The sequence below is a fragment of the Providencia sp. PROV261 genome, assembly GCF_028477945.1.
Classification (GTDB): Bacteria; Pseudomonadota; Gammaproteobacteria; order Enterobacterales; family Enterobacteriaceae; genus Providencia; species Providencia stuartii.
In genome coordinates, this window is record NZ_JAMPMC010000006.1 from 47,687 (window position 1) to 60,609 (window position 12,923).

13 protein-coding genes are annotated in these 12,923 nt (G+C 40.4%); 8 read left to right on the plus strand and 5 right to left on the minus strand.

Going from position 1 to position 12,923, the window contains the following annotated elements; genetic code table 11:
- Positions 1-74 precede the first annotated feature (74 nt).
- From ampD to yacG, 7 genes are all read left to right on the plus strand, one after another.
- Positions 75-623 carry a 1,6-anhydro-N-acetylmuramyl-L-alanine amidase AmpD gene (ampD, locus tag PR675_RS04450; protein ID WP_053110645.1) on the plus strand — a complete coding sequence of 183 codons (549 nt, stop codon included), beginning with the start codon at positions 75-77 and terminating at the stop codon, positions 621-623.
- A gap of 557 nt (positions 624-1,180) precedes the next feature.
- On the plus strand, positions 1,181-1,606 hold the full coding sequence (gene ppdD, locus PR675_RS04455) for a prepilin peptidase-dependent pilin (RefSeq protein ID WP_004921858.1): 426 nt from the start codon (positions 1,181-1,183) through the stop codon (positions 1,604-1,606).
- 14 nt (positions 1,607-1,620) lie between these two features.
- Positions 1,621-3,021: an ATPase, T2SS/T4P/T4SS family gene (locus PR675_RS04460; RefSeq protein WP_060560872.1), complete on the plus strand. Its 1,401-nt coding sequence runs from the start codon at positions 1,621-1,623 to the stop codon at positions 3,019-3,021.
- Complete coding sequence (locus tag PR675_RS04465) at positions 3,021-4,208, plus strand: type II secretion system F family protein (RefSeq protein ID WP_060560871.1); 1,188 nt, start codon at positions 3,021-3,023, stop codon at positions 4,206-4,208. The genes PR675_RS04460 and PR675_RS04465 overlap by 1 nt, the downstream gene beginning before the upstream one ends.
- 155 nt (positions 4,209-4,363) lie before the next feature.
- Positions 4,364-4,969: a dephospho-CoA kinase gene (gene coaE / locus PR675_RS04470; RefSeq protein WP_060560870.1), complete on the plus strand. Its 606-nt coding sequence runs from the start codon at positions 4,364-4,366 to the stop codon at positions 4,967-4,969.
- Between the two features lie 9 nt (positions 4,970-4,978).
- Positions 4,979-5,737: a cell division protein ZapD gene (zapD, locus tag PR675_RS04475; protein WP_060560869.1), complete on the plus strand. Its 759-nt coding sequence runs from the start codon at positions 4,979-4,981 to the stop codon at positions 5,735-5,737.
- A gap of 16 nt (positions 5,738-5,753) precedes the next feature.
- Complete coding sequence (yacG, locus tag PR675_RS04480) at positions 5,754-5,951, plus strand: DNA gyrase inhibitor YacG (protein ID WP_004921873.1); 198 nt, start codon at positions 5,754-5,756, stop codon at positions 5,949-5,951.
- A 189-nt stretch (positions 5,952-6,140) separates the two neighbouring features.
- Here yacG and mutT read toward each other — a convergent pair whose 3' ends face one another.
- From mutT to secM, 3 genes are all read right to left on the minus strand, one after another.
- Positions 6,141-6,545 (minus strand): 8-oxo-dGTP diphosphatase MutT, encoded by a 405-nt coding sequence (gene mutT / locus PR675_RS04485; protein WP_060560868.1) that lies wholly within the window; start codon positions 6,543-6,545, stop codon positions 6,141-6,143.
- A 53-nt stretch (positions 6,546-6,598) separates the two neighbouring features.
- Positions 6,599-9,310 (minus strand): preprotein translocase subunit SecA, encoded by a 2,712-nt coding sequence (secA, locus tag PR675_RS04490; RefSeq protein ID WP_272582692.1) that lies wholly within the window; start codon positions 9,308-9,310, stop codon positions 6,599-6,601.
- Between the two features lie 103 nt (positions 9,311-9,413).
- Positions 9,414-9,941: a secA translation cis-regulator SecM gene (secM, locus tag PR675_RS04495; RefSeq protein WP_014656414.1), complete on the minus strand. Its 528-nt coding sequence runs from the start codon at positions 9,939-9,941 to the stop codon at positions 9,414-9,416.
- A gap of 211 nt (positions 9,942-10,152) precedes the next feature.
- Here secM and PR675_RS04500 point away from each other — a divergent pair, with 211 nt between their 5' ends.
- Positions 10,153-10,674, plus strand: a complete 522-nt coding sequence (locus PR675_RS04500) for a DUF721 domain-containing protein (protein WP_004921887.1) — start codon at positions 10,153-10,155, stop codon at positions 10,672-10,674.
- A gap of 63 nt (positions 10,675-10,737) precedes the next feature.
- Here PR675_RS04500 and lpxC read toward each other — a convergent pair whose 3' ends face one another.
- Complete coding sequence (gene lpxC, locus PR675_RS04505; protein WP_004921892.1) at positions 10,738-11,655, minus strand: UDP-3-O-acyl-N-acetylglucosamine deacetylase; 918 nt, start codon at positions 11,653-11,655, stop codon at positions 10,738-10,740.
- A 100-nt stretch (positions 11,656-11,755) separates the two neighbouring features.
- On the minus strand, positions 11,756-12,916 hold the full coding sequence (gene ftsZ, locus PR675_RS04510) for a cell division protein FtsZ (protein WP_014656415.1): 1,161 nt from the start codon (positions 12,914-12,916) through the stop codon (positions 11,756-11,758).
- Between the last annotated feature and the right edge of the window lie 7 nt (positions 12,917-12,923).

Genomic DNA, 12,923 nt, shown 5'->3' on the forward strand with positions numbered 1-12,923 from the left:
GTATATGCTAATCTTCTCAACTCAAGATAACGAATATAAGCGAGTAATAAAACGGGAATACTATGCTACCAGAGATAAAAATACATAATGGCTGGCTACAAAATGTGACTCATATCCCTTCACCACACCATGATGAGCGCCCTGAGAACATTATCCCTTCCCTGTTAGTTATCCATAATATTAGCTTACCCCCCGGCCAATTTGGTGGGCCTTATATCAACCAACTTTTTACTGGAACACTCGACCCAACAGAGCATGCCTTTTTTGATGAAATCAAACACCTTCGTGTTTCAGCCCACTGTTTAATTCGCCGTGATGGCGAGATTATTCAATATGTTCCTTTTCATTTAAGAGCTTGGCACGCCGGGCAATCCCTTTATAAGGGTAGAGAAAAATGTAATGATTTTTCAATTGGAATCGAGCTTGAAGGCACGGATTTTGAGCCTTTCACGCCTTTACAATACAATTCGCTAGTAAAACTGACACATGCTCTTATTGAGCTATACCCTGAATTACAAGATAACATCACCGGTCACAGCGACATTGCCCCCGGCCGTAAAACAGATCCCGGCCCTTATTTTGATTGGCAACAATTCAAGGCCCTGTTAAAACATAAAAGATAATATAATTTATAGTGCAACCGACTTAACTGAGTGCCTTATCTCTGTTTAAACCTACTTTAGATGGACTCTTTTAAGTCTCTACAATGACTGCCCCTCCCTCGCCATAAACCGCGAAGCTTTCCACTTTTCGGCCCGCAAATGCCGATATGACGGATAAGACTGCTCTTTGTCGGCTGATACGACAAGCTCAGCTATTACCCCCTATAATTCCCTTATGCCGGATGTGGATTGTCAGTCATGTTCAACGATAGATTACTCTTTAAAGCCCTTTAGGTTTTTCGTCTTATATCCCAATCCACACTTCGCGAGGTTTATAGCATTCACTCTAAAATAGCCCCAACTTCCCCCGCTTCTACTCATTAGTTTTATCATACTTTCTCATTAACGCGATATTTTATTGTCCACCATATTTACCTTTGCGAGTCTTCTCCCAAGAAAATGTAATACGATACATTTTTTATTTTAATTTTTCGTAGGTGCTCGTATGCAGGGTTTGAAGAGATTAAATAATCAAATGGAACAATTTAAGATACCTCCTCACTCAACAAGGAGGCTATATGAATCAACAAGGATTTTCTTTAATTGAAATAATGGTTGTCATTGCAATAATTTCTATATTAAGTGCTATTGCAATACCGGGATATCAAGGTTATATGCAAAAAGCGGCAATAACCGATGTATTACAAACAGTTTTACCATATAAGAATAATATTGAAATTTGCGCGTTTAATAAAGGCTCATTAACTGGCTGTAATGCAGGAAGTGAAAATATTCCTAATAATATAAAAGGAAAATATATCAAAACAATAGATGTAAAGTCAGGCATTATTAACTTTATAGCCGATAAGAGTCTTGCCAATCTCTCTGTGACTTTAACCCCAATTATCCCTACTGATAGTTCACCATTCCAATGGCAAGTAGCCTGCGAACATGATAGTGACAGTAAATTAAAAGCATTATGTGAAAATACCTTCATCTTTTAATATAAGGTAAGTTTATGAATAGCACCAGGGAAAGAGATTTTATATTTAAAGAATTAAAAAGTATTTGTGATAAACACTATATTATTATTGTTGATTACAATCATAAAAGATTATCTATAGGTGTACCTAAAAAGCCAGATGACAATATACTTGCTACTTTACGTTTTATTGCTAGCGTGCCGGTATGCTATGACATTTGGCCAAAAGAAAAGATTGATCATTACTTCAATAAAAAATATGAGGAGATCCAAGAGCCAGAAACAAACTATCAACCTAATGGCGCCGAGCAGCTAGATACACGTTCACCCGCCGTCGATTTTGTAGAGAATATGCTCAAAACAGCGGTAAGAAAACGCGCATCTGATATTCATATCGAACCATCAAAACAAGGGATAAAAATCCGTTTACGTGTAGATGGCAAGCTCTATTTTATTCCTTCGCCACCTCTCGAAATCAATAATGAAATTATTGCTCGAATAAAAATAGTTGCCAAATTGAATATTGCAGAGAAGCGATTACCACAAGATGGGCAAATGAGTTGGCATTTCGAAGGGCATAATTACAGTATTCGCCTGTCAACGATACCAACATTATATGGTGAAAAATTGGTTCTACGGATACTTAGCACCCAGCTAAAGTATTCTATAGAACAAATAGGGATGCACAATAATTTGCTATTAAGTTTAAAAAAAGAGCTATTGCAACCACAGGGCTTAATTCTTGTCACAGGCCCGACTGGCAGTGGGAAAACCGTCACGCTCTATAGTGCATTAGAGTATCTCAACCAATCTTCACGTAACATATCTACCATTGAAGACCCTATTGAGATCCCACTATCTGGAATTAACCAAGTTCAAGTAAACGATAAATATGGCTTGAGTTTCGCTCACATACTAAGAGCCTTACTCCGGCAAGATCCTGATATTATCATGGTAGGAGAAATTCGAGATGAAGAAACGGCACAAATAGCAACCAGAGCCGCACAAACAGGCCATTTAGTCTTATCAACTCTACATACCAATTGCACATTTAGCGCCATTGAAAGGATGGCGCAATTAGGTGTGAGTCAATCCCAATTGAGTTCTTGCTTAAAAATGGTGATTGCACAAAGGCTGGTACGCCGATTATGCCCAAACTGTAAAGTCACACCCCCTAAAAATACACAAATTAGCGACAATAAAACGATTAAAGAGTGGTCATCCACGGGATGTGATCTCTGTTTTGCAGGGTTTATGGGGAGAACCGCCATATATGAGTATCTAGGGCAAGATGCACTGACTGAGATTTTTCAGCATGGAAAACAATGTATCACTCATTTTCAAACACTTTTTCAGGATGGATTGAACTTAATTGAAGCAGGTGAAACCACATTACAAGAGCTCTATGCTATTACAGGGACAGGGGAGATTATTTAATGTTTATCTATTCTTATACCGCTTTATCTCATGATAATAATATTGTCCAAGATTTTATTATTTCTAAAAATAAAAAATCAGCCTTTATTGAACTCTTAGAAGCGGAACAAACTCCACTTCATATTCGTTTAAAAGCCATATTCATTCTCAACGCGGCCAATATTAACTACCGAACGCATTTTTTCTATCAACTAAATTCCCTCGTATCATCCGGTATTAATTTACTCCAAAGTCTATATATTTTGCAAAAAAACACACACTCACCATTTTGGCAAAAGATTATCACATCGACGATCACTGACTTAAAGAAAGGCAATCGGTTTTCTGATAGCTTAAGAAAACACCCTGACATCTTCACCCCCACCATAATCAGTTTAATAAGCGTCGCAGAAAAAACCGGAAATTATGAAAATAACTTTAAAATCATTGCAGGTATGCTAAAACACAATGAAGAGACAAAGAAAAAAATCACTAAGTCACTTAGATACCCTATTGTATTAACATTATTTTCTATCGCATTAATCTTCATTATGTTAGTTTATGTGTTACCACAATTTGAAACTATTTATCAAAGTTTTCAACACGAGCTTCCTTTAATCACAAAAATCATGATCTATTTATCTAATTTGGTCACTGATTATTTTCCTTATTTTTTACTTATAACGCTAATTATTTCATTACTGATTTGGAAATTTAAAGCGAATACCGTAAGATTCATTATTACGTTGCTATTTTATGTTCCACCTATCAAAAAATTAATTAAAAATAGTAACTTGAATATCTTTTTCTTAACCTTATCCTCAACACTCCAAGCGGGTTTGCCGCTAACAGAATGTTTAAAATGTACAGCGGATACACTGCATAATCCGTTGTATAAAAAAGAAAGCCTTTCTGTATATCATGCTGTTTTAAAAGGGGAGTCATTATCTGCTGCCGTTAAAAACAGCGCTTTCTTTCCAAGTATTGTGCATCAGCTAATCGCTGTTGCAGAAGAGTCTGGTCAGCTTCCTCACTTCTTACAGTATTTATTTACACATTTTTCAACGCAACATACTAGCTTAACTGAAAAGTCATTAAAGAATCTCGAACCTATCTTACTATTGCTAATGGCATTCCTCGTTGGAACTATTATGGTGGCAATGTACCTCCCTATCTTCAATTTAGGAAATGTTATAACAGGGATTTAATGGCTTAATTATAGGATAGCATTTTGCCTATTTATGCTATAAAACTACTTGCGGATGTTAAGATCAGTAAACCTACCGTGCGTATTATCTTGTGAGTGAAGACAAATCAAAAAAATCCGTGTAACCTACTATTTTTCAATAGAATGAAGAAGATTATGAGCTATATTGTTGCATTAACAGGGGGGATCGGTAGCGGTAAAACAACCGTTGCGAATCACTTTGCCAAGCTAGGAATACCGCTAGTTGATGCTGATATTATTGCCAGAAAAGTCGTCGAGCCTAGCTCACCAGCTCTTGAAGCTATCGCCTCTCGTTATGGCGCAGACATTATTCAACCTGATGGCTCTCTCAATCGACAACGTCTTAGGGAAATTATTTTTTCTGATGTCGCCGAGAAACAATGGCTAAATGCCCTACTTCATCCCTTAATTCATCAAGAAACACAACAACAATTACAGCAGGCCGATAGCCCTTATGTGTTATGGGTTGTACCTCTGTTATTTGAAAATAAACTCGCTCATCTTGCCAATCGGGTGCTGGTTATTGATGTCACCCCTGAAGAACAAATTTTACGCACGGTACAAAGAGACAATGTGAGTGAAGAGCATGTAGTGAATATTTTGAAAGCCCAAACCAGCAGAGAAAACCGTTTACTACAAGCTGATGATGTTATTACAAACCATGATGGTGAATTAAACATAGCTGAAAAGGTAGCCACATTGCACGAAAAGTATATGACGTTAGCACAACAGCAAAAATAGGAAATAAATATGAGTGAATCAAACACTGTAAACTTCGTCACTTACGAGTATCCATTGAATGAAAAAATTCGCTCATGGTTAAGGCTCGAAACACTATTACAACAGGTTTATGAGCTTAGTCACATTACATCCTATACCTCTGGTATTGCCTTTTTCCGCTCAGTTTCAGAATTAATTGAAATCCTTGATAGAGGTGAAGTACGCTCTGATCTGATCAAAGAGCTAGAAAAACAGCGTAAGCGTTTAGCTGCATGGGCCGAGGCTCCAAATGCAGACAACCAGTTGATCTCAACACTTCTTGATGATCTTGCGGCTAAGATTACCAATATCACCGCGGCGCCTAGATTTGGTCAACAATTACGAAATGACAAAATTATTAGTATGGTGCGCCAGCGCTTAAGTATCCCTGGTGGATGCTGTAGTTTCGATCTGCCCACATTACAGTTATGGCTTCATATGCCACAAGAACAAAAAGATCAGGCTATTAGCGAGTGGCTAAAGAGTCTCATGCCACTCAAAGATGCATTAGATACTATCTTGAGCTTAATCCGCCACGCAGGCGCTTTTGAGCTAAAAGAGTGCCATAATGGTTTTTATCAAGATAGTGTTGAAGACAAAGAGTTATTAAGAGTGAAGTTATCCAGCGATAAATTAATTTTCCCTCAGATTTCAGGTCATAAAACGCGATTTGCTATCCGTTTTCTTCACATTGACAGTGAAAATGGTATTGTACCCACAACGATGGCCTTTGAATTATCCTGCTGCTAATAAGGGGTAGTAATAAATGACTGAGAAAATTGAAGTTAATTGTCCAACTTGCCAAAAAGTTGTGGTTTGGGGTGAAGAAAGCCCTTATCGGCCCTTTTGCAGTAAACGCTGTCAGCTCATTGACCTAGGTGAATGGGCTGCTGAAGAAAAGCGTATTACCAGCCAAGGGGATATTTCTGACAGCGATAACTGGAGCGAACAACCCGACCAGTAGCAACATAAGTGATGAGCTTTATATCCCAATCATTCCTCTGAGATAGATTGAGATATAAAGCATTTTTGATAAATATCCTGCTGCTATAAGCTAGTAATGATATTTTTCTACACGAACAAGAAAACACTAATATGGCTGTTTACCTTGGGATACGACCCCGGTTTATCGTCAACAACCCCTAACTTAATCTCAGTGAATATCTTCTGCGTTTAACATATCAATAATCACTCGGTTAGCTGGAGGAAATTCACTTGCGACCAAGTCTTTTTGATCGACCCAACGCCCTTTTTGCCCCTCTTTCCCATAAGGTTCATTTTCCCAATCTGAAACCATAAAGAAGTATAAAGTGACATAACGTTCATCAAATTCGTGTTCGACACAATGAAAAAGCTCACATTCAGTGACGATAATGCCAACTTCTTCTTCTAGTTCACGGATAAGTGCATCTTGCGGGTGTTCGCCGTTTTCCAGTTTTCCCCCGGGAAATTCCCAAAAACCGGCCATATGCGTTCCACTTGGACGCTCTGTAATAAATATTTTTTGCGCGTTATTACGAATAATTCCAGCAGCGATATAAAGGTGTTTTTTTTCCATAATTTCTTCGTTAAAAAGGCGGGTTACCCCGCCTTGTTTGATGTAATAATTAATTATTTTAACCGACCATGACACTGTTTGTATTTTTTACCTGAACCACAAGGACATGGGTCATTACGACCAATTTTATGACCTTGTGTTGCTATTCGCGCTTCCGCTTCAGACATCAATGATTCAGCGCCAGCTTCATGGCTTAACTGTTGTCTTCTAGCTAAACGCTCAGCTTCTTCTTTACGCTGTTGCTCTAAAGCTTCAACTTCTTCAGGCAAACGAACTTGTACTTTAGAAAGTGTACTGATTACTTCATATTTTAACGATTCAAGCATATTCGCGAACATGTTGAAAGATTCACGTTTATATTCTTGTTTCGGATCTTTTTGTGCGTAACCACGTAAATGGATACCTTGGCGTAAATAGTCCATCGAAGCTAAGTGTTCTTTCCACAACGTATCTAACGTTTGTAGCATGACACCTTTTTCAAAGTTACGCATCATTTCTGCGCCAACAATCTCTTCTTTCTTCTGATAGACTTCGATGGCTTTTTCCATTATACGCTCACGAAGCGTTTCTTCATGTAACTCTGGTTCTTTATCCAGCCACTCTTTAATGGGTAAATCTAAATCAAAGTCACTCACCAGTCGTTTTTGTAGGCCTTCAATATCCCACATTTCTTCTAGTGATTGCGGTGGAATATAAGTATCGATTGTTGCCGTAAAGACATCTTCACGAATGCTATCCACGGTTTCTTTAATGTCACCACCATCGAGCAATTCGTTACGCTGACTATAAATAGCACGACGTTGGTCACTCGCAACATCATCGTACTCAAGAAGTTGCTTACGAATATCAAAGTTACGGTTTTCTACTTTACGCTGTGCATTAGCAATCGCTTTGGTTACCCATGGATGCTCAATCGCCTCACCAGGTTTCATACCTAATTTACGCATCATGCCTGTGACACGATCAGACGCAAAAATACGCATAAGCGCATCTTCCATTGATAAGTAGAAGCGAGAAGAACCGGCATCCCCTTGACGACCCGCACGACCACGTAACTGGTTATCAATACGGCGGGATTCATGGCGCTCTGTACCAATGATATGCAAACCACCCGCGGCAAGAACGGCATCATGGCGCTCTTTCCAACGTGCTTTAATTTCATCGATTTGCTCTTGAGTTGGCGATTCTAAAGCAGCAACTTCTGTCTGCCAGCTACCACCTAACATAATATCGGTACCACGACCTGCCATGTTAGTCGCGATAGTTACTGCTCCCGCTTGACCCGCGTTTGCAACAATATCTGCTTCTAAGGCGTGGAATTTAGCATTCAATACGTTATGCTCAATTTTTGCTTTTTTAAGCGCGTTAGAAATTAACTCTGACTTTTCAATTGAGATTGTACCGACCAGAACAGGCTGACCATTTTGTGTTCTTTCACGAATATCTTCGATAATAGCCGCAAATTTATCTGTTTCTGTCATATAAACCAGATCAGGTAAATCTTTACGGATCATTGGACGGTTAGTTGGAATAACAATCGTATCGAGTTTATAGATAGAACTAAATTCAAATGCTTCGGTATCCGCTGTACCTGTCATACCAGCAAGTTTTTCGTACAAACGGAAATAGTTTTGGAATGTAATCGATGCCAATGTTTGGTTTTCGTTTTGGATCTCAACACCTTCTTTGGCTTCAACAGCTTGGTGCAGACCATCTGACCAACGACGCCCTTCCATTGTACGACCTGTATGTTCGTCAACAATGATAACTTGACCATCTTTAACGATATAGTCGACATCCAAAGTAAATAGCGCATGCGCACGTAGGCCGGCCATAACATGGTGCATCAACATAATGTTAGATGGCGAATAGAGTGATTCCCCCTCTTCCATTAAGCCTGCTTCTGTCAGCAGCTGCTCAATCAGCACCAAGCCGCGTTCAGTCAGCGTAACTTGACGTGATTTTTCATCAACAGAGAAGTGACCTTCGCCTTGGAAAGTGTCTGAATCTTCTTTTTCTTGACGCACTAGCTTAGGAATTAATTTATCGACTTTTTTATACAGCTCTGAACTGTCTTCAGCAGGGCCTGAAATAATCAGTGGGGTACGAGCTTCGTCGATAAGAATGGAGTCAACCTCATCCACTAACGCATAATGAAGTTTACGCTGTACGCGCTCCTCTGGGCTAAATGCCATGTTATCACGTAGATAGTCGAAACCGAATTCGTTGTTAGTTCCGTAAGTGATGTCAGCCGCATAAGCCTCACGTTTCAGCGCAGCAGGCATACCCGGAAGGTTGATACCAACGGTTAAACCTAAAAATTCAAATAAAGGACGGTTATTTTCGGCGTCACGCTTAGCTAAGTAGTCGTTTACTGTAACAACGTGAACCCCTTTACCCGTTAAGGCATTCAAGTAAGCTGGCAATGTCGCGGTAAGTGTTTTACCTTCACCTGTACGCATCTCAGCGATACAACGTTCATTCAGAACCATACCACCAATCAACTGTACGTCGAAATGGCGCATACCGAAAACACGTTTACTGGCTTCACGCACTGTCGCAAACGCTTCTGGGATCAAGCTTTCGAGACTTTCATTCTTGCTTAGGCGATCACGAAATTCCTGCGTTTTTGCCTTAAGCTCATCATCGCTCAATTTTTCAAATTCAGGCTCAAGACGATTGATTTTTTCAACCTCTTTACGCAAGCGACGTAGAGTACGATCATTACGACTACCAAAAACCTTGGTTAATAATTTTGTTAACATATTGATATATTCTCAGGTAATTCAGTTAATTACTAAATAGTAAAACCCTGTATTTTGAATAAATACAGCGCATCTCGAACAGATGCTTAAATAAAACTAACAATTAACTGAAAGCAGGGCCCGCACGGATACCATGTACCTGAGCAACCCAAATAGCGGGTTGGTATGCAACGAAATGAGGGTAAGCATAGTGATCAGTTTGATCGAAACTATCACTCCATTGAAGTGAACGTTGTGCCAACATGGCATACAACGTATCAAGCATGACTTGAGGTGCTAACAGTGGCCCTTTTTTTTCATCTTGTTGATTTGCATCATCATCTTCAGAGATTGAAAAAGCGAATGTTAATTGCCTAATCACATTCCTGACCGCATGCTGCTGCCAGTAATTCACTGAATAAGAAGACGATGATGAGGAGCGCTGAGGGCTTTGCTGAGCAAATAAATTATCAAACGCATTAACCGCTTGGTTTTGGCGATTAATTGAAGAGGAGTTGAACTGCGTTTGCTGAGCATCAGATAACGCATTTAAAATCCCAGGCATGCCAATGCTCGTAGCCACAACCCCTAGTAAAAGGTGCGGCCAAAAGTATTTTATACCAAATTGTCGCCAAAGATTTAAAATGCCCATCAAAGTCTTATATTATATTTCTAATATACCATTCTTATTCATGATTGCTTAACAGCATGCCAACCATACCCGCTTGCTATAACTCACCAATCTCTATGATTGTGGCCCTTGTTGGCGCGATTTTCTCAAACACCCAACAGCACCTTGCTACAGCCTTGGTAATTTAGAGTATACTTAGATACTAAACCTACCTATTTAGACGGAGCTAACAATGAGAGATAGCCACCCACAAGCTTTGTTCGATGTTCTTGAGGAGTCACTCGCAAAAACGCGCAGCCCCTTGCTCACCATTCAACGTAATGCTATCGCGATTAATAAACTAAACAAAGCCGTTAAAGCACTGCTGCCAAGCGAATTAAAACCCATGTGCCGCGTAGCAAACTACCGTAATTGCATTTTGGTTATCGAAGTTGCTAACGCAAGTTGGATGACGCGACTGAATTACGAAAAACTTCAGCTACTTTCTGCATTACGAAACTCTATTCTACCATCTTTATCTTCTATAGACATCAGAATCAATCCCGTTCTCATGCGAAAAAAGGCTGAAAATAGCTCACTGAATAATCAAACAGCTAAAACTGCTCAGGTTGCGAATAAACGTAAGATCAGTACAGAAACGGCAAAACAACTTTTGCATTTAGCGGAGAATAGCCCGAAGAGATTAAAAGAGAGATTAGAGCGGCTGGCTGCACTGGCCGGAGAGAGTACCAGTACAACCAACAGAAAAGACTAACACATCATTATATATGTGGTAGTAATATCACTGCTTACTCAACACTGACTATTATCAGTGTGATTAGGCGTAAACAGTTGAAGGTGCTTTGAATGCCACCGGCAATTCAGCTTCATCTTCAAATGTGACCAGATCCCAAGCAGATTCTTTTGCTAATACCGCTTGTAGAAGTTTGTTATTCAATGCGTGGCCTGACTTGTATGCAGTAAATGCACCAATAATATTATGTCCACACATGAATAGGTCACCAATAGCGTCGAGAGTTTTGTGACGAACGAATTCATCTTCAAAACGTAGGCCATCTTCGTTGAGTACACGATAGTCATCAACAACGATAGCGCAATCGAAGCTACCACCTAAGCATAAGCCTTGGGATTGCAGATATTCAATATCACGCATAAAACCAAATGTACGCGCACGACTAATTTGGCGTACAAACGCTTCTGCTGAAAAATCCAGCTTATAACGTTGAGTGCTGCTATCAATCGCTGGGTGATTAAAGTCAATGGTAAAATCTAGGCTAAAACCATTGTATGGTGCAAATTCTGCCCATTTATCACCATCTTCTACACGTACTTTCTCTTTTATACGTAAGAATTTTTTCGCACTGTTCAATTCTTCAATACCAGCATCTAGTAATAAGAAAACGAACGGTGCTGCACTGCCATCCATGATCGGGATTTCAGGCGCATTGACTTCAATAACAATGTTATCGATACCTAATCCTGCCAAAGCAGCATTCAGATGCTCTACGGTCGAAATACGCACGTTGTCTTCGTTGACTAAGCAAGTACATAACATGGTATCGCGGACAGACTTAGCATCAGCCGGAAAATCAACCGGAGGATTTAGGTCAGTACGACGGTAGATGACCCCGGTGTTTGCCGCCGCTGGACGCAGAGTAAGCGTGACTTTTTTGCCGGTATGTAAACCAACACCAGTCGCTTCAACTATACGTTTAAGTGTCCTTTGTTTGATCATCGTATTTTTCTCGCAATGTTATCCGTCCTGCTGATTATCTTACTAGATAACCAGCGGGAAAGTTTAGCACAAAAAGCGGAGAATCCAATATTAATTAAAATTAATCGGCCTGTTTACGCAAAAATGCCGGAATATCCAAGTAATCAGGTTCTTTATTCGCTTGCGTATTTTGGTCATTCACCGCTTTCGCAGCAACTGGTTTTTCCTCTGTCAGAGAAGACATGCTATTTTGCATTTGCTGATAACGCTGCTCCATAGACGCTTGCTGTGACATCTTGTTATTCACCAGAGTGATTTCAGGGCGTTTGTCCATACCGATACCGGTAGCCACGACAGTCACGCGCAATTCATCATTCATCTCAGGGTCAAGTGATGTACCAATTACGACGGTTGCATTATCAGATGCGAATGCGCGGATGGTATTACCCACCGTTTCAAACTCATCCAAACGCAGGTCGAAACCAGCGGTAATGTTGACAAGAACACCACGTGCGCCAGACAGATCGATATCTTCCAACAGTGGACTTGAAATTGCCATTTCAGCCGCTTCTTCAGCACGATCTTCACCACGAGCCACACCGGACCCCATCATTGCGTAGCCCATCTCTGACATCACAGTACGTACGTCAGCAAAGTCCACGTTCATCAGACCTGGGCGTGTGATCAGTTCCGCAATACCTTGAACAGCGCCTTTCAGTACATCGTTAGCTGCGCCAAATGCATCAAGTAAAGAGATACCACGACCCAAGACTTTTAATAATTTATCATTTGGAATCGTAATCAATGAGTCAACATGCTTAGATAGCTCAGTGATACCTGATTCCGCAAATGCCATGCGCTTTTTGCCTTCAAAGTTGAATGGCTTAGTCACAACAGCAACTGTTAAGATGCCCAGCTCTTTGGCAACCTCAGCCACAACTGGGGCAGCACCTGTACCTGTACCACCACCCATACCAGCTGCAATAAAGACCATGTCAGCACCTTCAAGTGCATTACGTAAAGCTTCACGATCTTCTTCAGCGGCATTGCGACCGACTTCTGGGTTTGCACCCGCGCCAAGGCCTTTAGTGATACCAGTACCGATCTGGATTGTTTGTCCGACTGCAGTTTTACGCAGTGCCTGTGCATCAGTATTGACGGCGAAGAATTCCACGCCTTCAATACGTTCACGCACCATGTGTTCAACGGCGTTACCGCCGCCGCCACCAACGCCGATGACTTTAATCACCGCATCGTTGGTTAGCTCCATTGGTTCAAACATAATGTCT